The following is a 24,671-nucleotide window of genomic DNA, read 5'->3' as shown; positions in this document are numbered from 1 at the left end:
CGAGACTATGACCGTCGGTAATCGAGAGATCACGCGGTATGGGTCCCCGCGTTCGCGGGGACGACAGCGGAGCTTGGAGGCGCTATGCCGCAAATTCCGCTGGGGAGAAGGTCTTCCCTACTCCGCCGCGTCCCGCATCTCCGCGCGTTCGGCTCTGGCCGCGCAGAATTTGAACTCCGGAATCTTGCCGAACGGATCGAGTGCCGGGTTGGTCAGCAGGTTCGCGGCCGCCTCGGCGTAGCAGAACGGCATGAACACCATGTTCTCCGGAACGTCGCGATCGGAGCGCACCTTGACCTCGACGGCGCCGCGGCGGGTCTCGAGTCGAATGAAATCGCCGGGCGCAAGCTTCTTCCTATGCATGTCCTTCGGCGTACGATCTTCAAAGTTAAGATGATGGTATGACAATTTTATATACTCCATAAACCCTTTAAATTAATTAGGTGGTTTATGTCGCACTTCAAGTTTTACTCTGCCATGATTCGAGATTATTTTCTAGTTATTTAATTAACATATTTATATAAAGAGTAAATTAAATTATAAACTTATTATATTAAATTTAAGCTATTAAATAGTGGATTAATAACCTGTTTATAAATTTGTAATTCATGTGTTAAATCAAGTAACTTATTTGTTGTTAAGTGTAATTAATTTACAATTATACAATTAACTGGATATAAAAACTTATAATTTAATATAAATTATTGAAATAACTAATAATAAATTTAATATAAATTTTTTAATATCATTCATCAATAAATTTTATATAAATATAAATCAATAGTTTAAATCATATTAATTAATAAAATTAAACTTCAATTTAAAATTACTACATAATAATCATAAAATCTTACCTATTTTATGGTTTTAACTTGAAATTACTCCTGCTATGAAAAGCTGGTTGGAAATTATAAACGGCACGACTCATCATAAGAATATTCAGGAGTTTCTTTCATGGCTAGCATTGATATATTGGCTAAGAATAATAGACCTCTTTCATAAATCATTTTTTGCTCAGTTCCAAGTTGTAGATTCCAGCGATTAAATTGAATCTCAAACCAAGCCTTTTACCTCTATTTCGATAACGCTCATCATGGTCCAGTGCGATTGGGTGGATCAGCTCTACTGACATCTCAACGTTGTCACCAGGCATAACCATTTCAACGCCTTCTTTAAGCGCGATCGCACCAGTTACGTCAGTTGTACGGAAGTAGAACTGTGGACGGTAACCGTTAAGGAATGGAGTATGACGACCACCTTCTTCTTTAGAAAGTACGTATACTTCTGCGTCGAATTTAGTGTGCGGCTTGATTGTACCTGGTTTAGCAAGTACTTGACCACGTTGTACGTCTTCACGCTTAGTACCACGAAGAAGAACACCACAGTTCTCGCCCGCACGACCTTCGTCAAGAAGTTTACGGAACATTTCAACGCCAGTTACAGTTGTAGTTTGTGTATCACGGATACCAACGATTTCAACTGACTCACCAACTTTAACAATACCAGTCTCAACACGGCCAGTTACTACTGTACCACGACCTGAGATTGAGAATACGTCTTCGATTGGCATCAAGAATGCTTGGTCGATTGCACGTTCTGGTTCTGGGATGTAAGAGTCAAGCGCTTCAACAAGAGCTTCAACTGCAGCTTCACCATATTGACCAGCGTCGCCGTTAAGCGCAAGAAGAGCTGAACCACGGATAACTGGAGTGTCATCACCTGGGAAGTCGTAAGTAGAAAGAAGTTCACGAACTTCCATTTCAACTAGCTCAAGAAGCTCTTCGTCGTCTACAAGGTCGCATTTGTTCAAGAATACAACAATGTAAGGTACACCTACCTGACGAGAAAGAAGGATGTGTTCACGAGTTTGTGGCATTGGACCATCAGTCGCAGCACATACAAGGATCGCGCCATCCATCTGAGCAGCACCAGTAATCATGTTTTTAACATAATCGGCGTGGCCCGGGCAGTCTACGTGAGCGTAGTGACGAGTTGGAGAATCGTATTCTACGTGAGAAGTGTTAATGGTAATACCACGTGCTTTTTCTTCTGGTGCAGAGTCAATTGCAGCGTAGTCTTTCGCTTCACCACCGAATTTCTTCGCACATACAGTTGCAATCGCAGCTGTTAAAGTTGTTTTACCATGGTCAACGTGACCAATTGTGCCCACGTTAACGTGTGGCTTATTACGTTCAAACTTAGCCTTAGCCATGTTCATCTTCCTCGTTTACGTCGAACACAATTCTGAGTAAAACTCAGCTCCGACATATCGCCTAAAAAAATCAAACGCCCAATACTTGAAAAGCAGACTAAATAGCCTGCTTTTGGAATCTTTTGCAACAATGTTGCGATAAACTGTAATCTGGAGCTCTTATCGAGATTTGAACTCGAGACCTCTCCCTTACCAAGGGAGTGCTCTACCACTGAGCTATAAGAGCAAATATTAGTACTTCAATGGAGCGGGAGACGAGGGTCGAACTCGCGACATGTAGCTTGGAAGGCTACCGCTCTACCAACTGAGCTACTCCCGCACGATGTTGGTACAAACCACTTATTGAAGTCTTAAAATTGGTGGTGAGGGAAGGATTCGAACCTTCGAAACTTTCGTAGCGGAGTTACAGTCCGCCCCCTTTGACCGCTCGGGAACCTCACCATTTTTTACACTTACATCAGTGCTGTTCTTTACTCTACACTTGAAACTCTCTAAGATGGTGCCGGCACACGGATTCGAACTGTGGACCTACTGATTACAAGTCAGTTGCTCTACCAACTGAGCTATGCCGGCGTTTCTTAGTGTTTCGTACGTTTCGTATCGGAACGGTGTGCAGTTTAGCAAAACTCAGAAACCATGCAAGTGTTTTTTTCAAAAAAAACGTCAAAAACTCATAAAATCAAACCATTTGATGATAATTCAACCGCTTTGATCACTGCGCGAGCTTTTATTTGGGTTTCATTCCACTCAGATTCAGGGTTTGAGTCGGCAACCAGCCCTGCTCCCGCCTGAACATAGACCTTATTTTCACGAATGACACAGGTACGAATCGCAATCGACATGTCCATTTCGCCGTGCCAGCCTAAATAACCAACAGCACCACCGAAAATTCCACGTTTTACCGGCTCAACTTCGTCAATAATTTCCATGGCACGGATTTTTGGTGCACCCGAAAGCGTGCCTGCCGGGAAAGTTGCTTTAAAAACATCCAATGCGTCAACATCATCACGTACTTCACCTTGTACATTCGAGACAATGTGCATGACATGCGAATAACGCTCGATCACCATTTGATCAGTCACTTGCACTTTACCGATTTTTGACACCCGACCAACATCATTGCGTCCCAGATCAATCAGCATTAAATGCTCGGCAATTTCTTTTTCATCAGAAAGCAGATCTTTTTCCAATGCCAGATCTTCTTCTTTGGTTTTACCACGCGGACGCGTCCCTGCCAGGGGACGTACAGTAGCAATCCCATTTTCCAGACGAGATAAAATCTCAGGTGAAGAACCGACAATATGGAAAGGTGTCTTGTTTTCTAAGGTCTGCCCTTGTACCAGGAACAGGTAGGGTGATGGGTTAAGGTGGCGTAACGCACGATAGACCTGTAGAGGCTCACCATCGAAATCAGAGACCATACGGTGACCGGGTACTACCTGCATGACATCACCAGCACGGATGTACTCTTTCACTTTTTCAATAGAAGCAAGGAAGTTGCCATGCCCGGTTAATGACTCAAAATGTGGTGGAGTATGTTTTTCTGCTTTCAGACTGATTGGTGTTGCCAGAATATTTTCCAATTCATTTAATTTTTCATGTGCTTTTTCATATGCATTAGCATCATTCGTATCGGCATGCACAATCAAAAACAAGGTATCTTTGAGGTTATCAAATACGATCACTGTTTTAGACAGCATCATCCAGATATCTGGCAAGCCTACCGGATCAGCCTCAGGGACATTATTCAGCTTTGGCTCGATATAACGTACCGAGTCATAGCCAAAGTAACCGACCAGACCACCAGTAAAACTTGGTAAGGCAGGTAAGTCTGCTTGAGTCGGCACTTTAAACTGCGCCTGAAAGTCGCGAATGTATTGGAAGGGGTCTGAACAGTGCTGCTTTGCAATCGAGCCATCGGCATGTTGTACCGTCAGTTCACCTGCGTTACAGGAGAACACGGTAGATTCACCCAAACCGATGATTGAATAACGCGCCCAGTTCTCGCCCCCTTCTACAGATTCAAACAGATAAGCCTGTTGATGCTGTTTAAGGCGAGCGAAAATAGAAAGAGGTGTATCAGTATCGGCCAGGCGCTGACGGTAAACGGGAATCAGGTTATAGCCTTGCGCAGCAAGTTGCTGGAATTGTGCTTGAGTGGTCATTCGGTTTTTCTCTTTAAATTAGGGTTACTCAGTGTGTAAATAGAATTGGACTGAGCGACGCCATCGAAAAACCTTAGAACTATTCATTTTAATTCCCTAATACCCTAATTAAGCCAGCAGTTCACGTAGATCATCCACAATCTCCTGAGGATGGCTGTCTGCTATATTCTCACCATGATTATAGCCATAGCTGACTACAATACAATCTATACCAGCACGGCGTGCAGCTTCGACATCATTCACCGAGTCACCAATCATCAGCACCTGCTCCTTGCTGACAGCATAATGCTCAACACAATGCAGCAATTGACGCGGATCCGGCTTACGCTCGGTAAAACGGTCACCACCAATAGTGTCATCAAAATACTTCGCCATATCCAAAATATCTAAAATACTGCGTGCAGGCTGTTCGGGCTTATTGGTCACACAAATGAGCTTTTTACCTTGTGCTCTACCCCATTGTAGAAATTCAATAATGCCCGGAAATGGTACGGTATCGACACATGGATCAGCATTGTAGACTTCCAGGAAAGTATTTAGTAATTCCTGATGCTGTGCTGGATCCAAACTTCCAGTCAGGTGCAGTAGTACGCTTTCACAAAACTTCGAAGTACCCTTTCCAATCCAGACTCGTACCTGTTCTTCAGTCACAAAAGGCAATTGCAGCACATTTAAGCTCATATTCATGGCACGATACAGGTCAGAAGCAGAATCCACCAAGGTGCCATCCAGATCAAATAAAATCAGCTCACGTTTATCCAGTTGTGCTACAGACATTTCTACCCTCTTTATGTTTATTCATCACGCAGCCACAAAAAAGGCATGCGATTGCATGCCTTAATTGTAACCAATACTTGGCTTATTTAAAGAATAGCCAGGCCATAATTGCTAAAATCACAATAACAATTAAAGAAATCAAACCGACTGAAGCATTTTTTTGCTGTTCCTTCGCTTCTTCTACACGAGAAACTGGTTGCTCAACAGGAATTGGTGTTGGTTCAGGTTTAACCGCAGATAAATCTATACCTTCAGGAATTGGCGCCGGTTTTGGAATACCGACATTGGTTGGCATACCATCACGAGTCAACTGGACTTCAGCATCACGCTCTTTTAGCTCTGGCATACCCTGCTCATTCATCTGATGAGCAGCAGTCTTCTCAGCAGCCTCTTCAATAATACGTTCAGCTGTCTGTTCTAGTTCAGGTTCGACGATGACTTCTTGTGCTGGCTCAAGCACAGAGAATTTTAGGCTGGCAAACTGTACAATATCACCCTGTTTCAGCAATGCTTCTGAATCAATGCGCATATCATTGACAAAAGTACCATTTGAAGAACCCAGGTCTTGTACCCACAGTGCATTTTCCTTCAGCAAAAAGGCAGCATGCTTACGCGAGATTTCTGCAGCCTGCAACACAATATCTGCTGCCTGATGACGACCCACCAGCATGTCACGGTCAATGCTAATTTCCTGTCCCGTCAGATCGCCAGTAATGGCTTGAATTTTCCAAGTCATAACATCCACTTCTCTTTTATTCTGTTACGTTGATCATAACATGCTGTTTGCAACTACCGCACCTCTAGCTTTTCGGACGCAACGTCGTGGTTGTCACTGTATTTCGGGTTTTTTCTACATTTTGTACTGGTTGCACAGATTGCTGTTGCACTACAGGTTCAATTGCAACTGGCGTAGTGACTACTGCCGTCGGCTGTGAGGCTACAGGTGCAGTTGGTACAGTTTGGTAATTCGACCCTACGGGTGTTTTAGAAACAGGGAGACGTTGTTGATATACATCATCCAGGTTTTCTGGCAGTTTGGCAAAATTACCATCCGAATCTAGCGCCAATTGCAAGCTATACAGCTGGCTGTAACGCTGCTGGGAAATCTTACGTACTTCATTTTTATCCCCTACAATTGTTGGGTGAATAAAAATCAGCAGATTACGCTTCTGATTGGATTTACCTTCTGAGCGGAATAAACGCCCCAAACCAGGGATTGCACCCAAACCCGGTACCGCCTGACGACCGTAGCTGGTGTTATCTGAAATCAGACCACCGAGCACAATGGTTTGACCATGTTCAGCCAGAATTGAAGTTTTGATCGCACGTTTACTGGTGACCAGATCTGATGCCTGCCCCTTATCACGTGCAACTGCAGAAACTTCCTGCTCGACTTCCAGACGTACGGTTCCATTTTCACCAATATGCGGAATGACTTTTAATGTCACACCCACATCTTTACGCTCAATGGTGGTATAAGGATTGGCAACACCTGCCGCACCCGTAGAAACCGAGCCTGTTACAAATGGAACGTTTTCACCCACTACGATATAGGCTTCTTCATTATCCATGGTCACAATCGATGGCGTAGACAATAGATTCGACTTCGTGGTTTCTTTAAGCGCCTGAATCAGTGCACCATAGAGCTTTCGGGAACCGTCACTGCCTTCACGATAATCACCTATCACGAGTGAGGTCCCAGTACCAATTGCACTGCCTGCCCCTGCTGCACCACCAGTCAGATAGCCGGCAGCAATATTTTTCAGACTGGCACCAAAGTTATCAAAGTTAATCAGACCAATACCACTACTCAGATCACCAAGTGCCCACTGTACACCCAACTGGTCAGCATCCGTACCTTCCACTTCCATAATCGCGGCTTCAATTAACACCTGCTGACGACGCGTATCCAGCTGATTAATCGCCGACTCGATTTCGCGCATCAGTTGTGGATCAGCCTTCACTACCAATGAATTCTGGGTCGCATCAGCAATAATACTGACACCATTGGCATTAAAACTGGTAATTCCTTGCTGGTTATTTCCTAATCCTGAATTTAACTGAATCCCAGAAGTGGAAGCTTCCTGAGACATATTGGATGCAGAGCTGTTATTGCCCAATGTATTCAGCGAAGTTCCTGCGGAGCTGTTCTCTGAAGAAGAGCTCGAACGCCCCTGAGCCTGCCCAGAAACCAGTCCTTGTAAAATTTCAGCCAGGTTTTTGGCACTGGCATATTTCAGGCGAAAGACTTTTAGCCCCCCTAAACGATCCGCTGCAGGCACATCCAGCGTTTCAATAATCTGGCGAATACGCTTACGGGTTGCAGTATCGCCTTTGATGATAATCCGATTGGTCCGCTGATCTGCCATGACCCGCACACGTGAGCCTTTGAGATCCTTGGCAGCACCTGTAGCTGTCATGGACTCAATCAGGCCAATCATCTCCTCAGCCTGACTCGACTGTAAGGTAATCGCTTCCAGATCATTCTGACCGGTACCATCCAGATTACGCACAATGGTTTCCAGCTGGTAAATATTGCTAGCGCGATCGGAAACAATCAGGGCATTGGTTCCCGGTACAGCTGCCAGATGGGCGAACTGTGGCATTAGTGGGCGTAGTGCTGGAATCAGGTCATTCGGATTGGTATTTTCCAGCCAGATTACTCGGGTCACAATCTGGTCACCAGTCGCACGGTTACGGGCATCATACGGAATACCGGAGTTCTTGACGTTATTGTCTGGCACCAGTTTGATGGTATTCCCGGATGGAATCGCCACGACACCATTAACATTCAAGACCCCAAGAAACAGATCATAGACTTCAGCCCGGTTTAATGCCCGGTTTGAAATGACTGTGACATTGCCGCGTACCCGTGGATCAACGGCAAAATTTTTCCCCGTAATATCGGCTACTTCATTAATAAAAGCAGCCAGGTCTGCATCACGCAGATTGATTTTCCAGGTCTGCGCATAAGTTGCGGTACTGACCATAGCCACCAGAGGTGCGGCAACACAAAGCGCCCATGCTGATTGATTATTATTAAATAAAGCCATAAACCTAAATGCTTCCCAACCCTATATGTGATGACACATCACTTTAAATCCTGTTGAATGGTCATCACCTGATCACCACGTTTAATTTCAAGTTTTACCTGGCCCTGCTGTCGTGCCTGTTCCAGTAACTGCACTTCAGATTGTCCTGCAGTGACGGTTTGACCATTCAGGGATACAATCCGGTCGCCGGGTCTGAGACCGAGACGGTTACGCAGCACTGCCGGAGTTCGCGAAGTGACTTCATAACCCCCTTCACCTGCAGAAACTCCCATATTTTCCAGATACTGTTCGCGGTTTTCATTCATCTGCTGAATCGCGCGACCAATCTCATTCTGCGGTGAAGCAGGCTCATTTGTTGGCTGATTCGCTGATCCACCCCAATTTGAGGATGACGATGAACGCCCACTTTTCTGCTCATTACTCTGCCAAGGCTGATTTAAGCCATTTTCCAAGCCCTTAAAGAAAACTTCCTTACTCGCACCATTTTGCTGACGAATGATCACCCGATCCCAGTACACTTCAGCCAGCTCATAGCCGCTATTACCCAAGCTCTCGCCAACACGATAGCGATCGACCTGATCATTCAGCTTCAATACTGCTGAAGACAAATAGCTTGGACTGGCAACCATCACCCCTTGTAACAGAATATTAGAGACTTCCGCACTTACCGCACTTTGTCCAGTTTCCTGAAATAAGGCGAAAGAGCTGATATTTGGAATCCGTGACTGCTGTGAACCCAGCTCTACACGTTCTACTTGCAGGGCTTGAGGCGGTGCAACAACCAGCCAGAATAGGGCTGCCAGTTTCCAGCACAGATACAGAATCAGTAAAACTAAAAGTGCGGGTGCCGCTTTATTAAACGTCTGTAGATCCAGCTGTTTAAATTTATCTATATTGATGGCCATCAGTTTAAGCCTCCCATCAACGGCTGACGGGTGCTGATGACATAAGTGTCCAGTCCAGCTTTACCTTCATAGGAAGGAACATTCAGTAACATACGCTGTGTCAGTTGCACATTCAGCATCAGATCGGGATCAAGTTCAATATTCAGCATTTTCTGATCACGACTATCGCGAACATCCAGCAATAATTTACCTGACTCATCTGCCAGCTTCCCGGCAAGAACAGGAACACTCATCCGCTCTTGACGCTGTGCAAAGGTATAGATCAATTCTCCCCCGGTCCAATTCAACTGACCACTCACATCACTAAAGCCATTTTGTTTCTTATATTTAAAATCGAGCTGCTTAAATTGAATTGCATTGGTTGGCCATTGCCAATCTGCCAGATTTTTCAAGGTTTCTGGTGCGACCTGTCCTTCTAGATTCCTGGCGACTAGCGTTTTGGTCAGACCGTAAGCCATTACACCGGCAAGTTTAGTATTGCCGCTATGTACTTCCACATTTGCCCCGAGACGCAATAATAGCAAATCCAATGGACGGACCTGCCAGTTGAGGCTGCCACGCAATTGACCTTTTTTCCAGTCAGCACTCCCCTGCCAAATATTGCCACTAACGTTATGCAGTACCTGATTATTTTTATAAAATTTTGAAATCAGCCAGGCAGCCGGCACCTGCAAAACCACAAAAATAAAAAAGGCGACTATGGCAAGAATTAACCATTTGAAAGTTTTCGGTTTACTGCTCATCCCACCCCAACCAATCCATCAATTTCAGTTCCTGGTTATGATTCTTTTCTTAATATAAGTACATTATGCATACTTTTTTCACCACGCCAATTGAGGGGCATAAAAAAACCAAGCAATGATGCTTGGTTAAAGATATATAGATCATTTCCATGACTGACCTATGACAACATTCACAGTCAAATCTTTAGATCAGAAAATCTTCCAGCTTGGCACCTTGTTCCAGTTCCGCAACCAGCCAGCGTGGCTGTTTACCACGACCCGTCCAGGTTTCTTCCGGATTTGCTTTACTGCGGTAACGTGGTTCTACAGTCTTGCGAGATGATTTCTTGCGCTTAGAGGCACCGAACTCGAGCAACTGCTCAATGCTCATACCTACTTTTTCTGCAATGTTTAATACCTGATTATAAGCATCTTCGATTTCCTGGTCTTTTTTAGACGCAATTAATGCTTCAGCTTCAGCTTGTAAACGCTTTAACTCTTCAACTGATAAATTCGTAATGTCTGGCATCACTCTCTCCATAAAAATAATATTATTCGTTTTATAAATAACTTTTTCATAATATTTAGATTAAATAAAATATTCAATAAAAAAATTTAAACGGATAACAACAAATAATAAAATTAATTACAAAATTAAATAATTTTCTCGTATTTTAAACTGTATGTTCAACCGTATTTTCTAAATTTCTTATTATTTCCTGTACATCTTCAGGAATTGGCATTTTTTGCATGCTATTTTTATTTATGCAAACCAGAACCGCTTCAGAAATTGCCACCACACTTTGCTGCTGCTCACTCCATAATAAATAACTCATACGAAATGAGGTAGTACCTATATCTTCAATACGTGCACCGATTTTAAGTTGATCTGGATAAACCACAGGCTTTAAATAGCGACATTGATTCGTAGCCACAACAGTTAATAATGGACCAACCAGTATATTTAATCGATCCAGATAAGCCAGTCGGGCACTTTCAATATAACGATAATACACCGCATTATTAACATGACCAAAGGCATCCATATCACCCCAAGCCACGCGTTGCTCAAAAATCACTGGATACTGCGCAAGTGATTCCATATATTATCCCCTATATTCTTGTATCAATAAAATTGGCATTTGATTCAAACACCTGATTCAGTTGTTGTAACTCATCCTGCCCCTGCAAGGCAGATTTAATGCGCAGATAACTCATACGCACATCATCTGGATAGAGTGCAAGCAGTTGCTGGGCTTCCTCTACTCGACCCGCAGCTTGCAGTACATGCCATTTGGCAAATGTTAAGACCGGCACTGCTGTATATTTTTCTTCCCACAATGAAATTTGCTGGTTAATAATTTCATAATCAGGATTTTGTCGAAGTAATTGTTGCTGAAACCATAAATAAAATACGTCCTGATTAAATTGTTGTTCCAATAAATGCACTGCTAGCGCTTCATGCTCGGCACTCATTTCAGGCATTTTAAATAACAACTTCAGCCACAATAGTTTGACGGTATAGTCACGTGTAAATATTTCTTCGCTTAAGTCGATATAGCGCTGTTGCAAGTATTTTAAATCTTCCTGATCCGCCTGTTCAAAAGCCAGTAATAATTGTTCTAGCCAAAGTGTTTTAGTATTTTGCTCTAAATGACCATATTGAGTTGATCTTAAATACAACCAGGGAAACTTTAAGGCAAATTGCCCCCATAATTTGGTCAATCTCTTCTCATAAGCTGATTTAACTTTAAACAGCCAAGGGGATAATTCATGTTGATTTAAGAATTCAAGATGGGTTAATGCCTGCTGACCATCCTGTTGCGATAAGTACACTTCAATACGCTGTAATTCAGCCAGTTCAAATGCCATTGGATTGGACTGATTTAAAGATTTCAAAGCCTCATCAAAATCCTGTTGCCCCCAAGACAAACGTGCATGAATAATATCTTTTAATAATCCAGACTGGGCAAAAGACTGCTGAATAAAATCACGTTGATCCTGTGAGGCATTGAGCAGCCACACCACTGCCAGTTGTTCATAAGGATGTAAATGATGAAAACTGAAAACGCGCTGTTTTTTGCGCTGCTCGCGATTCAGATAACGCGTAACCGCATACCACAGCATATGCATGACAAAGCTGATCGTAACCAGTAGCGCTGCCAGTGTCCATAGACTGGTCTGTACCTGCCAGTTACGCCAGTACAGATAGACATACCCTGGTCCGTGACCGTAACTGAGTAGACTTAAAGCCGCAATACCGAGCAGACTGACAAATAAATAGGCAAGCAGAATCTGTTTCATAAGCGATCAGCTCATTAAGGTACGGGCATTCAGAGGAGGAACCGGTGTCAGCGGTATGGTGCGGATCTGTTCCAGTTTTTTAACCCATTGCTGGCTTTTCCCATCCGGTAATTGTTTGAGGACTTCAGCCACGGCACCAAGCGATTGCTGGAAAGGAATTTGCTGACTTTGCTGTAGCGCGTTTTGTGCCATCAATAGACGTAATTGCGCCTCTTTCAACACTAGTCCTCGCTGCATTAACACCGTACTTGGCTGCTGCACAGCTTCAATTTGAATCAGATTGCGCCAGAAGGAACCAGACTCTGCCGGTGTGGCACTGTGCTGGGCTTTTAACTCCCTGGCAATTTCAGCATCCATTTGATTAAGTAAATCCCGGATTTTATTCTGCTGTACCAGACGACTATTGATGAACTGTTGCAACATTACCTGATCTTTACTGAGTACACGCTCCAAACCGTCTAATAAAGCCGGTGCAAGCGTATAATTCGGCAAATCCAGTTGCAGCTGACTGAGTTTTTCCAATGCTGTGCTGTATTGCTGCTGCTGCAAAGCGAACTCAATCAGGCTGAGTTGCTGACGAACCAGTTCGGCATCATGCGATTCAGGTGCAGTAGCTATCTGTGAGTTGGATACAGCTGGTGCATCCTGGCGCTGTTCAGTTACCTGGCGTTTAAGTGCAACCACCTTGTCATTCAAACTGGCATTTTGCTGCTGCAATAGAGTAAAGCTGGAGCTGAGTTCTGTATGGGCCTGGCGCAAACTGAACAGGTCATAACTGATTTTGACCATCCAGGCGAATGCCACAATGAACAGCACGATTAAAATTTTCTTCATGAGTTCCCCAGTACTCGCTTCATCTCCCGTACGATCACATCGCTGCTCAGGCTCTCAAGTTGTACATACTCAAATGCTGCAGCATGATGTTGACGGTATTCCCCTAAAATAGCGGCCAAACGTGGGCCTAAAACTAAATAAATTCCCTTGCTGATCAGGGAGATGTCCTGCTGCATTAGCTGCACCCAGTTTAACCAGCTGGCTTCACTACTCATCAGAACCACATAATGACGATTGTCCTGCAATCGAGGCAAGAGCGCAGCTATAGCCTGCTGTGACTCAACCGGACACTGACGTTGATACAGTACAAAATTTAGTACTTCAACACCCTGTTGACGCAAATGCTCCATCATAAATAATCGACCGCCCTCACCTCGCCAAAAGGCTACAACAGCATCTTTTTCAAGACCATCTAGGATCGGTAATTGTAGCATTCCTTCAGAGGTTTCAATCTCAGGCACATGACTTTGAATGCCATATTGTAGCAATGCCTGTTCAGTGCTTCGCCCTACAGCAATCCACTGTATATGGGCCAATGTAGCCAGTTCAATGCCTGCCTGCGCCAGATATTGCATGCCAATTTGCACCGCAGTCGGACTCACCACCACAATGACTTGAGCACGATTCAACTGCTGATACAAGCTATCCAATTCTGCTGAATAAGGCTGTGCAACCAGTTCCAGCAAAGGTAGCTCTACCACAGGAATTTGTGCTGCCTGTAACTGCTGTGTGAGTCGGACCGCACGATCCTGAGGGCGAGTATTGATAAACAGCATGAATCTTATGAATATAGTGCTGTAAGCAAATCACCCGCACCTTGGGCCAATAAATTCTGTGCCAGAGTCACACCGAGCTGCTCTGCCTGATTTACATCACCCTGTAATTCTGCTTTTAATAAGGTGGCACCATCCACGCTACCCACACGGCCTTCGATGGCAATTTTACCATCCTGTAAAGTTGCATAACCTGCAATCGGCACCTGACAACCGCCTTCCAGATAGGCATTAAATGCGCGTTCAGCACGGACACAGGCATCAGTCTCCGCATGTAAGAGTGGCAGGATCAGGTCAAGTACGGCCTGATCACGATCACGACATTCAAGACCAAGCGCACCCTGTCCCACAGCTGGCAAACTGACTGCAGGCTTAAGCGTATGACGAATACGATCTATCAGTCCCAGACGTTTTAAACCGGCACTGGCAAGAATAATAGCATCGTAATTGCCCGCATCGAGTTTCGACAGCCGTGTGCCGACATTACCTCGCAGATCAATGATCTCAAGGTCCGGACGTGCCTTTAAAATCTGGCTTTTACGACGCAGACTGGATGTGCCTACTTTAGCGCCCTGTGGCAGCTCATCAAAGCTGGCATAGGTATTAGATACAAAGGCGTCCAATGGGTCCTCACGTTCGCAGATCACTGCAAGACTTAAACCTTCAGGCAGTGCCATGGGTACATCTTTCATGGAATGCACGGCCAAGTCTGCACGACCATCCAGTAATGCAGCCTCAAGTTCTTTAACAAACAGGCCCTTGCCACCAATTTTTGCCAATGGGGTATCAAGAATTTTATCACCCTGTGTCACAAACGTGACCAACTCGACCTGAAGGTCGGCATGCAGTTCCTGCAGACGTGCACGGATATGCTCCGCTTGCCATAGTGCAAGAGGACTTTGTCGAGTTGCAATTTTTAGGGTCTTCATAAATTTCAAATACAGTGAATGAGAACAATAGTCTAAACTTAACCTGATCACTTTAAAATGCAAGTGAATTTATGCAAGTTTCAACTGCAACCCGATCCTATACGCTTCAGAGCTTATGAATGCGTTCACGTAAAAATGGTAAATGGCGCCGACTTACTGCAAGTCTTTCATCCAGCTCACGGCAACGTACCTGATACTGTCCCGAACTGACCACTTCCAGTCCATCCAGATAGTTTACAGACACCAGCGCATTGCGATGAATCCTGATAAAATTCTGGCCAAATTCCTGTTCCAAGTCCTTTAATGTTTCATCGATCAGGACACTGCCATTTTTATGCCGTACCGTGACATATTTCTGATCAGCCAGGAAATAGTAAATATTTTCCACAGGGACAAGCTCCACCCCGCGATAAGTCTTTGCCGCAATCTGATGGCGGCTGATATTGAGTTCTTCCATATTTTCTTTTTGTTTTAGTTGGCTCATCTGAGCTTGGGTAAGTTTGGTTAAATGCTCGAATACCTGTGCTAACTCCTGTTGCATCACTGGTTTGAGCAAGTAGCCTTCTGCATTCGACTTGAATGCATCAAGCGCATGGTTGTCATAGGCCGTACAAAAAACAATTGCCGGCATTGGGTCAAGCTGGCGCAGATGTTGTGCGCAACGCAGACCGTCCATTTCGGGCATTTGAATATCTAATAGAATGACATCGGGCTCGTGCTGATGGGCCAGATCAAGGGCTTGCTGACCATGGGTTGCGGTTGCAACCACAGTATGGCCGAGCTGGCTGACCAGGCGTGCCAAACGCTCTATGGCAAGAGGCTCATCATCACAGATCAGGATGTCCATTTATCCTCCTTCAGTTAACGGCATGTCATTGTTGTTAAGTTAACTGCATTTTATTGTTATTTATACTGATATTGCACAACCGTCGTAAAAATTCCCTTGCCGGCATAGGTTCTAAAGGTCACTGTCGGGCCATAATAGGCCTTCAAACGCTGTCGAACATTTTCAATTGCAATACCATTTCCCCGCTTTAATGCTGCATGATCCTGTGAATATGGGTTTGTTATAATAATATTAATTTGATTTTGCAGGATTTCAATCAATACGCTTATCGTACTCTTTGTTAGAATTTTTTCAACTCCATGGAAAATACTATTTTCTAATAGGGGTTGTAAAGTCAGTAATGGAATTTGGACTTGTGAGTATAAGTCTTTGTTTTCTAATTTCCATTCAAGCTGCAAACGATCACCAAGCCGGATTTGCTCAATCTCCAGATAACGTTGGCACAAATCGATTTCTTCTTGCAAGCTGACCAGCTTTAATTCCTGAAAGCTGGCACGAAACAGTCGGGACAGATTGAGCAGCATATGTTCCGCTTTATCGGGATCAATACTGATCAGGCTGATAGCACTATTTAAACTATTAAATAAAAAATGTGGTTGAATCCGGGCCTGCATGGCCTGAATCCGTGAATTTAACTCGCTATGGCGTTGACGTGTCCATTGCTCCCTTAAGTAAAGATAACGAAAACACAAAGTTCCGAGCAAAATTCCAAAACTCAGGTGCATTTCGACCTGCTTAAAAGCAATTTCAGATGTAAGACCATGCAGATGAAAATTCATGCCAAAATGTATCAGAATGTTTAAACTAACTGTCGTTACCAATACGATAGCCTGCAATAACAATAATCCGGTAATCAATGCAGATTTGATCCCCATACGATCAAAATACTGGTGAAACAGTTCTACACAAGCCGCAAATGATAGCAACACCCAGTTAATGTAGAGGATGTATTGCAGCAAGTGCATAAAATTGAGTGCTTGCCAGGACTGGGCTTCTGCCAGACTCAATACCAGAGCCAAAACATTACCGCCAACAAACAGTTCCAGCAGATAACGCCAATTGCCGATCTGGCCAAAAAAATAAGAAGATTGTTGCTGTCCCATCGGATCTGTAACAGATTGAGCAGATGGAACTTCGGCAACAGCCGTTGAATTTGCTATACTCTTTTTCGTTCTACTGCTTTTAATCTTATTGAGCCGACATGACCACATCTTCTAATTCCTCAAATCCATCACAAGCCCAGACTTCGGGTATGTGGGGCGGTCGTTTCTCTGAAGCGACTGATGCTTTTGTTGCTGAATTTACAGCATCTGTACAATTTGACCAACGTTTTTATAAACAAGATATTGCGGGTTCAATTGCGCATGCAACCATGCTTGCAAAAGTGGGCGTGCTGACTGAACAAGAACGTGATGACATCATTGAAGGCCTGACTGCGATTAAGGCAGATATTGAAGCAGGTAATTTCGAGTGGCGCATTGACCTTGAAGATGTGCACATGAACATTGAGTCACGTCTGACTCAGCGTATCGGCATTACAGGTAAAAAATTACATACTGGCCGTAGCCGTAATGACCAGGTGGCAACCGACATCCGCCTTTATGTCCGTGATGAAATTGATGCCATCCTAAAATTATTAGAGAAATTACAAAAAGGCATTTTGAGCTTGGCGGCGAAAAATACCAATACCATCATGCCTGGTTTTACTCACCTGCAAACGGCACAACCTGTGACTTTTGGTCACCACTTGATGGCCTGGTTTGAAATGCTGGTACGTGACTCTGAGCGTCTGATTGACTGCCGTAAACGCGTCAACCGTATGCCACTGGGTTCTGCTGCTTTAGCAGGCACTACGTATCCAATCGACCGTGCTTATACTGCTGAACTGCTAGGTTTTGAAGCAGTGGCTGAAAACTCATTAGATGCTGTTTCTGATCGTGACTTCGGCATCGAATTCAATGCAGCAGCATCTTTAATCATGATGCACCTGTCTCGCATGTCTGAAGAAATGATTCTGTGGACATCCGCACAGTTCAAGTTTGTGAATATTCCGGACCGCTTCTGTACTGGTTCATCAATCATGCCACAGAAGAAAAATCCGGATGTACCTGAGCTGATCCGTGGTAAGACTGGCCGTGTGTATGGCGACTTGATGAGCTTGTTGACTCTAATGAAAGGTCAGCCATTAGCCTACAATAAAGACAATCAGGAAGACAAAGAACCACTATTTGATGCAATTGATACCGTTCGTGGTTCATTGATGGCATTTGCGGATATGATTCCTGCACTGGTTCCAAATATCGAAATCATGCGTGAAGCAGCGCTTCGTGGTTTCTCGACTGCAACTGACCTTGCAGATTACCTGGTGAAAAATGGCGTTGCTTTCCGTGATGCACATGAGATCGTAGGTAAAGCCGTTGCGCTTGGTGTTCAGGAAGGCAAAGACTTGTCTGAACTCACCCTTGAACAATTACAGCAATTCTCTGACCTGATCCAGGCAGATGTATTTGAAAAAGCATTAACTTTAGAAGCCTCTGTAAATGCGCGTAACCACATTGGTGGTACTGCACCTGTACAAGTCGCAGCAGCAATCGAACGTGCTTATGCACGTCTGGAAAAACTTTACGCTTAATTGCGCTATCTTAAATTCGGAGTATTGATATGTCTCGACAAGTATTTTGCCGTAAGTATCAAAAAGAAATGGAAGGCTTAGACTTTGCACCATTCCCAGGTGCAAAGGGTCAGGAACTGTTTGATACTGTATCTAAACAGGCTTGGCAGGAATGGCTGAAGCATCAAACTACATTGATCAATGAAAAGCGTCTAAATGTGTTTGAAGCAGATGCCAAAAAGTTTCTGGAAGAACAACGCGAGAAGTTCTTTAACAATGATGAATCATTGGAAAAAGCTGAAGGGCTAAAGCCTGAGTGAAACTTAAAGCGTTGCTTTAAGTTTTACGCAAGACAAACACCAAAGGTGTGCGTAGGCTTTAATTAGAAAGAGTCTCTTATGAGGCTCTTTTTCTTTGTAAGAGCACTGCTCTGCCTCGCCGCAAAACAAGCAGCTATGCTGCGCGTAGGCTTTAATCTAAAAGAATCCCCAACTTTGGGGATTCTTTTTTATTGCTTCAATTATTATGCAAAACAAGTACCGAAGATCCGCGTAAGCTTGCCTATGACAGACTCCCTACTTGGGAGTATTTTTCCGCCTAATAAGCAACTTATTGCGTAGAGGCTTCAATCTAAAAAAATCTCCATCATTAGACAGACTTTTTATACGACGCTCAACATGCTGAAAGATAGGAACCGTCCCTCAAGTGAAATCCGAAAAAGGTTTTCTTAAAGCATTTTTTTAATTTTTTCACCTACCTTTCTCTTGATTGCAGAAATGTACCGTAAATAAGCAAATAAAATCCCTAGAATTCCCTTCATCTAGTTATCTATTTTCTAATCAATAGATCATATCCTTCCTCTTTTCCTAAACTTCTCAGAACAACAGCTTGCGTCAGTTTTAAGATCAATTTTTTTCAATATTATTTATTTTATAGATTAAATTTATTATAAATATGAAGTTTTACTAATCAATTAAGTTTAAAAATGCTGAATTTAATTATCCTATTTAAAGAATTTAATTATGAGTCTTATTAGATTTAAGCCCTTCATTCATTTCAAAATAATGCATTGTAAACAACAGATACATGCGACTATAGAAATGCAACATTACACTACAAGAATGTACATGAATTAAAAAATGGATTTCCTATAATAGCAATTAAGAGGATGGCAACATCTTTGTATAATAGCGATAAATATCCCCGATTTCATCCCAGTTCTTCCCCCAAAGGCTGGGTATTTTTTTGCCTGCAAATTACTATTGCCCCATAAAAAAAGCCCCAGTGACTGGGGCTTGATTCAATATTCGATTAAGGCTGTTTCAGATAGGGCCAGGCCGCTTTCAGGTAGATAAACATCGACCATAAGGTGAGCACAACTGCAGTATAGAGCAATGCATAAGCCAGCATATCTAGCGGCTGCCAGTTAAGCAGAAATACGGTAATTGCGATCATCTGGAAGGCGGTCTTGTATTTGCCGACTGTAGACACCGCCACACTGGTTCGCGCACCCAGCTCAGCCATCCATTCACGTAAAGCTGATACCGTAATTTCCCGCGAGATAATCACAATTGCAGCAAAGGCCATGGAGATCGAAGGTTGCCATTGCACCAGTACAATCAGTGCAGCTGCGACCATCAGCTTGTCTGCCACCGGATCCAGGAATCGACCAAAAGCCGAAGTCTGATTCAATGTTCTCGCCAGATAGCCATCAAACCAGTCCGTTACCGCCGCAACCACAAAAATTGCAGTCAACAGCATATGACGCGTCATATCCGGATTGCTTTCATCAATCCCCATCGCCGGCGGCCAATAGGCCACCAATAGAAAGACTGGAATCAGGACAATACGTGCCAAGGTCAAGATGTTTGGAATATTCAGGATACGACCTGTAGTCATAGACACCGCCAATTGTTCCCCTCATGTACGATGAAAATGCACACTTTTATTGAGGTTTGATCCATCGTTAATAGGCTTCACTTTATACGAATTGGCCAGCAGTGTCACTAGGCAAACACTGTCACTGTCTGTCTGGCAATCGCAATCAGGCGATTTTCAGCATCCCACAGATAAGCATGTTCTGTCGCGTAGCCATCTGCTGCATGATCAGTAAATACTTTATATTTAAACCAATCATTCAACTGATGTTGTACTGGATGCACATAGGTCACCGTCCAGTTGAGGCTGCTGGCTGGTGCAATCTGCTTAAACATCGGCAATACACCGGGTGGCCAGATATCAAAAATTGCCATCAGGTCAGCAACTTCAAATTTGCGGTTTGCGTGTCTTTCTGGATCAAAACGGCACCATCCGCCAAAATCAGGATGATCACTCCCCGTGCATGGCAAATTCACTTCAGCCCAACGAACCTCAAACTGCTGGTAACATTCCGGCATACCTACGTTTGGAGGAATGCTAAACAGGCTTTCTGGAGCTGGATAATCCGGAGCAGATGCCTCCTGATGTACTTGAATAGTTGAGTCACGTGCTACACCAAAACTGGCTAACAAGATACTCTGCACTGCATCATCCTGCCACAGGCGAACTTCAACCGTAGTGACGGATTTACCCTCACGCAGAATTTCTGCAGTTAACCTGACTGGCCGTTGCTGGACCGGCCCCACAAAAGTCACGCTGGTGCTTAAAAGATGTTTCGCCGGGGCATTAATGCTCAGCACCGCTTTTTGCATCATCATCGCCGCAGCCAGACCACCATACAGGGTCCGTCCTTGTAACCATCCTGCTGGAAGATCAACCCATTCCTCAACAGCAATCGCTGCATACACCTGTTCCAGTGTCATTGTGCATCCCTGTGGTTCATTTTAGTTCTGATATCATTCAATAAATTTGAATTGATGTGAATGCTCAATGACTTCTCCGTCACTGAGCACTTTGGCAAATGATTTAATTTGGATTTTTATTCATGCAGTACTTTATAAATAGTACGAGCCATGACTTCACCTAAGCCTGGTACTAACATCAAGTCTTTCTCTGAAGCCTTCAGCACACCTTGAATGCCGCCGAAATGGGTCAGCAGGTCACGACGGCGTTTTGGGCCCAGACCGGGAATCACTTCCAGAACTGAAGAGCTTCGTTTCTTGTCGCGTTTGGCACGGTGTTTGGTGATTGCAAAGCGGTGTGCTTCATCCCGTACCTGTTGAATCAGATGCAGGGCTTTATGATCTTCGGGAAGTTGAATCTTGGTGCCATCAGTAAAATGTAAAGTTTCTAAGCCTGGTTTACGTCCCTCACCTTTGGATACACCCACCATAAAAGCGTCCAGACCAAGATCCTGCATGACTTCCATTGCCATATGCAGCTGTCCCTTACCCCCATCAATCAGTAACAGGTCGGGCAACATGTGCTTTTTATAACGTCGGGTCAGCGCCTGACGCATTGCAGCATAGTCATCGCCTTCGGTAATGTCGTTAATCGAGAACTGGCGATAATCCCGCTTACGCGCACCGCCACTATCAAACACCACACAGGATGCGACCGTTTCCTCCCCCATGGTATGTGAGATATCAAAACACTCAATCCGGTCCACAGGATGTCCCACCACCTGCTCCAGCTGATGGAAACGCTCATTCAATTCAAAGTGATTCGCCAGTTTCGATTTAATCCCTTGCAGCACATTCATTTGTGCCAGTTCCAGCCATTCGGCACGGGTTTCCCGAACCTTGGATTTAATCTGGATTTTTTTATCAAAATGCTGGGCCAATGCCTGTTCCAGCTCGTTACGATCAGTCACTTCTACATTGACGATCAGTTCTGCTGGAATTTCATCCGCAACCTGGAAATAGAAGTTGGCAATAAAATCACTCAACATCTGACTGAGATCATCACCCTGGATATCCGGGAAATAGCTTTTACCTCCCAGCATTTTACCATTACGCACATGCATGATCTGTACGCAGGTCACGCCGGCCTGATGGGCAATCGCCAGAATATCGGCTTCACCTTTGACCTTGTAGATCGCTTGATTGGCTTGAACATCACGTAACAGAGCCATACGGTCCCGATAAAATACAGCCTTTTCAAATTCGAGCTGTTCGGCAGCAGCTTCCATTTTGGCAATCAGCTGCTGATTCAGCTCCTTGGTATCGCCTTGCAAGAAGCGAATCGAGTTGTTGACATCTTCCTGATAGTCTTCAGGTGAAATCAGTCCGACACAGGGGCCTGAGCAACGCTTGATCTGGTATTGCAGGCAGGGGCGCTTACGCTGTGCAAAATAGCTGTTTTCACACTGGCGTACATTAAACAGTTTCTGTAAAACGATCAGGGTATCCTTAGCATTGTAAGCACTTGGATAAGGTCCAAAAAACTTGCCCGGTTGATGTTTGCCCTTGCCTCGACCTGCTGCAATCCGTGGATAAGGTTTATCACTAGACACAAAGATATAGACATAGGATTTATCATCGCGCAGCATGATGTTATACGGTGGACGATGCAGCTTGATCAGGTTTTGCTCTAACAGTAATGCTTCAGTTTCAGAACGCACAACCAAAGTCTGAATATCATAAATCCGCGCCACCAATGCTTGGGTTTTCGGATGTTCAAGGGTCTTGACGAAATAACTGGATACGCGGTTTTTCAGGTTTTTTGCCTTCCCCACATACAGCAATTCTCCATCCTTGCCATACATCCGGTATACCCCCGGAAGTGTGGTCATATTCGCCAGGATTTTTTCAATATGGGGACGCGCGTTCTCGTTCACCTGCAACCTATTTTTCACATGCAATATGCAGATAATGTGATGCTTATTGCCTGATTTTCAAGCGCGGTGACAAAATTACCATCAAGCCTGCCCACAAGTGAAGTTTATAAATATGCAATCCCGGTTAATTTATAGGCTCGCCGTTATACTGTGATTGCTAAAAGCTATAAATTTCAACTGATATCTTTGTTATGCTCGACGGGTTCGTTTTTGAGATTCCCCAAGATGACCACGCAGCATTCCGGTTTCCATATCGTCCAGCCTGGTACCTCCACGCATACTGCTTCGGAACGTGACCGCCTGATTGGCAAGCCACGCTTTCACTTTGAATCCAAGGCAGTCATGGACCTGCTTCGGGAACGGATTATTGGGCAGGATGCTGCGCTGAATGAAATTGAAAAGATGCTACATGTGGTCAAGGCTGATTTTTCCAGCCCGGATCGTCCCCTGTCCGTGACCTTGATGCTTGGCCCAACCGGAGTAGGTAAAACCGAGACCGTGCGCCTGATCGCCGAGGCTATCTATGGACGTCCAGATGCGTTTTGCCGTATCGACATGAATACGCTGGCGCAAGAACATTATGCCGCAGCGCTAACAGGTGCGCCCCCGGGTTATGTCGGCTCAAAAGAAGGTCATAGCCTGTTCGATGAAACTGCGATTGCAGGTAGCCATACCCGTCCGGGCATTATGCTATTTGATGAATTAGAAAAGGCTTCAACCGAAGTCATTCGAGGTTTAATGAACGTGCTTGATACAGGTCGTTTAACTCTCACAGCAGGCATCAAGACCATCGATTTTCGGAATTGTATGATCTTTATGACCAGTAATGTTGGCGCGCAAGCTGCCCAGCAATATCTGGAAAAGCTCAGTTATTTGCCGCAGCAGGTTCAGAATCTGTGCCTGAAAAAAGTACCGACACAGCGTATTATTGAAAAGGTCATGCAGCGTAAATTTGATCCTGAATTTTTGAACAGGATTGACCGTACCCTGCATTATCAGGCTGTACAAAATGATGCTCTGCCACGACTGGTTGAGATTGAGCTGGAAAAACTCAATTAGCGATTACAGCATCAGAAGCGAACTGTGATCCTAATTGATACAGCCAAGGCCTATTTCTATCAAGGGCATGATATTCGTTACGGCGCACGTCATCTGGGTCGCAAGATGCGTACTGAACTAGAACCAGTTTTAGCGGTATATTTTTTAGATCAGCCTGAACAGTCTACGCTGAAGCTAGATTGCATTGAAGGTAATTTGGTGATTTAGCCTGAATAGCTTCGACCACAGAATGAGCGCTTAAGATGCCTGCTGGTTCTGTACCGCATTAATAAATGCCATCTGGTCTTTGGGTGAGATCAGCACAAATTTATTGGTTCCATCTTCACGATAATCCACGCGTAAACGCTTCAGGGACAAAGCGGGCGCAACAGATGAATAATCGGTTGGAGTGACCGCCTGAATAGCAGCTACGGGAATCTGCCAGCTAAACCACATACTTTTGACGATCAATTGATCAGCAGTAAGCTGATATCGGGTATTCAGCACAGGCCACCAGATCATTACAATGGTTAGTATATAAACTGCGGTATGCAACGGATATTGCTGCATGGTGCCTTTGGCTGACATCACCAGCAGTAACTGTACCAAAAGTCCGGTCATACACACCAGAAAGGCCACCAGCCACCAGTCTTTTTTGGAACGAAATACCTGCATGTGTGCTCCCCCATTCTTAAAGCTATTGTAAATCTAAAAATAGGATCTACCAGCAGAATTACTTAACTCATCAGATATTTTAAAAATGATACAGCATGAAATAGCAATC

The 24,671-nt window shown here is 44.3% G+C and carries 22 protein-coding genes, 4 tRNA genes and 1 pseudogene; 3 read left to right on the top strand and 24 right to left on the bottom strand.

What is annotated here, in order from left to right; translation table 11 throughout:
* Positions 1-117: 117 nt before the first annotated feature.
* The 20 genes from ACS72_RS11895 to ACS72_RS11800 form a co-directional block, all read right to left on the bottom strand.
* Complete coding sequence (locus ACS72_RS11895) at positions 118-408, bottom strand: molybdopterin dinucleotide binding domain-containing protein (RefSeq protein WP_212771692.1); 291 nt, start codon at positions 406-408, stop codon at positions 118-120.
* Positions 409-1,003: 595 nt separating this feature from the next.
* Positions 1,004-2,212, bottom strand: a complete 1,209-nt coding sequence (tuf, locus tag ACS72_RS11890; protein ID WP_048882245.1) for an elongation factor Tu — start codon at positions 2,210-2,212, stop codon at positions 1,004-1,006.
* Between the two features lie 151 nt (positions 2,213-2,363).
* Positions 2,364-2,438, bottom strand: a tRNA-Thr gene (locus tag ACS72_RS11885).
* A gap of 17 nt (positions 2,439-2,455) precedes the next feature.
* Positions 2,456-2,531: transfer RNA gene (locus ACS72_RS11880), tRNA-Gly, on the bottom strand.
* A gap of 38 nt (positions 2,532-2,569) precedes the next feature.
* Positions 2,570-2,653, bottom strand: a tRNA-Tyr gene (locus ACS72_RS11875).
* Positions 2,654-2,709: 56 nt separating this feature from the next.
* Positions 2,710-2,785: transfer RNA gene (locus ACS72_RS11870), tRNA-Thr, on the bottom strand.
* A gap of 98 nt (positions 2,786-2,883) precedes the next feature.
* Complete coding sequence (gene trpE / locus ACS72_RS11865) at positions 2,884-4,377, bottom strand: anthranilate synthase component I (protein WP_048882244.1); 1,494 nt, start codon at positions 4,375-4,377, stop codon at positions 2,884-2,886.
* Between the two features lie 108 nt (positions 4,378-4,485).
* Positions 4,486-5,154: a phosphoglycolate phosphatase gene (locus ACS72_RS11860; RefSeq protein WP_048882243.1), complete on the bottom strand. Its 669-nt coding sequence runs from the start codon at positions 5,152-5,154 to the stop codon at positions 4,486-4,488.
* An 82-nt stretch (positions 5,155-5,236) separates the two neighbouring features.
* The gene (locus ACS72_RS11855) at positions 5,237-5,890 is read right to left on the bottom strand and encodes an FHA domain-containing protein (RefSeq protein ID WP_048882242.1); all 654 of its coding nucleotides are present in this window, start codon (positions 5,888-5,890) and stop codon (positions 5,237-5,239) included.
* Between the two features lie 64 nt (positions 5,891-5,954).
* Positions 5,955-8,207 carry a type II secretion system secretin GspD gene (gene gspD / locus ACS72_RS11850; RefSeq protein WP_048882241.1) on the bottom strand — a complete coding sequence of 751 codons (2,253 nt, stop codon included), beginning with the start codon at positions 8,205-8,207 and terminating at the stop codon, positions 5,955-5,957.
* A 38-nt stretch (positions 8,208-8,245) separates the two neighbouring features.
* A complete protein-coding gene (locus tag ACS72_RS11845) occupies positions 8,246-9,112 on the bottom strand; it encodes a type II secretion system protein N (protein ID WP_048882240.1) in 867 nt (288 codons plus the stop codon).
* Positions 9,112-9,855 carry a type II secretion system protein N gene (gspN, locus tag ACS72_RS11840; RefSeq protein WP_004890585.1) on the bottom strand — a complete coding sequence of 248 codons (744 nt, stop codon included), beginning with the start codon at positions 9,853-9,855 and terminating at the stop codon, positions 9,112-9,114. The genes ACS72_RS11845 and gspN overlap by 1 nt, the downstream gene beginning before the upstream one ends.
* A 184-nt stretch (positions 9,856-10,039) precedes the next feature.
* Positions 10,040-10,366 (bottom strand): H-NS family nucleoid-associated regulatory protein, encoded by a 327-nt coding sequence (locus ACS72_RS11835; protein WP_048882239.1) that lies wholly within the window; start codon positions 10,364-10,366, stop codon positions 10,040-10,042.
* Positions 10,367-10,508: 142 nt separating this feature from the next.
* Positions 10,509-10,937 carry a thioesterase family protein gene (locus ACS72_RS11830; protein ID WP_048882238.1) on the bottom strand — a complete coding sequence of 143 codons (429 nt, stop codon included), beginning with the start codon at positions 10,935-10,937 and terminating at the stop codon, positions 10,509-10,511.
* Positions 10,938-10,947: 10 nt separating this feature from the next.
* Positions 10,948-12,138: a heme biosynthesis HemY N-terminal domain-containing protein gene (locus ACS72_RS11825; protein WP_048882237.1), complete on the bottom strand. Its 1,191-nt coding sequence runs from the start codon at positions 12,136-12,138 to the stop codon at positions 10,948-10,950.
* Between the two features lie 6 nt (positions 12,139-12,144).
* Positions 12,145-12,972, bottom strand: a complete 828-nt coding sequence (locus tag ACS72_RS11820; protein WP_048882236.1) for a hypothetical protein — start codon at positions 12,970-12,972, stop codon at positions 12,145-12,147.
* The gene (locus tag ACS72_RS11815) at positions 12,969-13,748 is read right to left on the bottom strand and encodes a uroporphyrinogen-III synthase (protein ID WP_048882235.1); all 780 of its coding nucleotides are present in this window, start codon (positions 13,746-13,748) and stop codon (positions 12,969-12,971) included. The genes ACS72_RS11820 and ACS72_RS11815 overlap by 4 nt, the downstream gene beginning before the upstream one ends.
* Positions 13,749-13,753: 5 nt before the next feature.
* A complete protein-coding gene (hemC, locus tag ACS72_RS11810) occupies positions 13,754-14,674 on the bottom strand; it encodes a hydroxymethylbilane synthase (protein WP_048882234.1) in 921 nt (306 codons plus the stop codon).
* Between the two features lie 106 nt (positions 14,675-14,780).
* Positions 14,781-15,521, bottom strand: coding sequence for a LytTR family DNA-binding domain-containing protein (locus ACS72_RS11805; protein WP_004813599.1), 741 nt, complete (start codon positions 15,519-15,521; stop codon positions 14,781-14,783).
* A gap of 56 nt (positions 15,522-15,577) precedes the next feature.
* Positions 15,578-16,732, bottom strand: a complete 1,155-nt coding sequence (locus tag ACS72_RS11800; protein ID WP_048882233.1) for a sensor histidine kinase — start codon at positions 16,730-16,732, stop codon at positions 15,578-15,580.
* On the opposite strand from ACS72_RS11800, the gene argH reads away from it, so the two are divergent.
* Together argH and ACS72_RS11790 are read left to right on the top strand one after the other, a co-directional pair.
* Positions 16,723-18,153, top strand: coding sequence for an argininosuccinate lyase (gene argH, locus ACS72_RS11795; protein ID WP_017401677.1), 1,431 nt, complete (start codon positions 16,723-16,725; stop codon positions 18,151-18,153). The two genes, ACS72_RS11800 and argH, sit on opposite strands and share 10 nt — an antisense overlap.
* Before the next feature lie 29 nt (positions 18,154-18,182).
* The gene (locus tag ACS72_RS11790; protein WP_005220695.1) at positions 18,183-18,452 is read left to right on the top strand and encodes an oxidative damage protection protein; all 270 of its coding nucleotides are present in this window, start codon (positions 18,183-18,185) and stop codon (positions 18,450-18,452) included.
* 991 nt (positions 18,453-19,443) lie between these two features.
* On the opposite strand, the gene pgsA is transcribed toward ACS72_RS11790, so the two are convergent.
* The 3 genes from pgsA to uvrC all read right to left on the bottom strand — a co-directional run bounded on the left by pgsA (position 19,444) and on the right by uvrC (position 22,849).
* Positions 19,444-20,031: a CDP-diacylglycerol--glycerol-3-phosphate 3-phosphatidyltransferase gene (gene pgsA, locus ACS72_RS11780; protein WP_008302472.1), complete on the bottom strand. Its 588-nt coding sequence runs from the start codon at positions 20,029-20,031 to the stop codon at positions 19,444-19,446.
* 107 nt (positions 20,032-20,138) lie between these two features.
* A complete protein-coding gene (locus ACS72_RS11775; RefSeq protein ID WP_048882231.1) occupies positions 20,139-20,933 on the bottom strand; it encodes an acyl-CoA thioesterase II in 795 nt (264 codons plus the stop codon).
* Between the two features lie 116 nt (positions 20,934-21,049).
* Positions 21,050-22,849 carry an excinuclease ABC subunit UvrC gene (gene uvrC / locus ACS72_RS11770; RefSeq protein WP_048882251.1) on the bottom strand — a complete coding sequence of 600 codons (1,800 nt, stop codon included), beginning with the start codon at positions 22,847-22,849 and terminating at the stop codon, positions 21,050-21,052.
* A 225-nt stretch (positions 22,850-23,074) separates the two neighbouring features.
* On the opposite strand from uvrC, the pseudogene ACS72_RS11765 reads away from it, so the two are divergent.
* A pseudogene (locus ACS72_RS11765) lies at positions 23,075-24,115 on the top strand (AAA family ATPase).
* Positions 24,116-24,145: 30 nt separating this feature from the next.
* Here the strand turns inward: ACS72_RS11765 and ACS72_RS11760 are convergent.
* Positions 24,146-24,562, bottom strand: coding sequence for a PH domain-containing protein (locus ACS72_RS11760; protein WP_004813613.1), 417 nt, complete (start codon positions 24,560-24,562; stop codon positions 24,146-24,148).
* Positions 24,563-24,671 lie beyond the last annotated feature (109 nt).

This window comes from Acinetobacter sp. VT 511 (genome assembly GCF_001077515.1).
Classification (GTDB): Bacteria; Pseudomonadota; Gammaproteobacteria; order Pseudomonadales; family Moraxellaceae; genus Acinetobacter; species Acinetobacter schindleri.
This window is presented reverse-complemented; position numbering and strand designations above follow the sequence as displayed.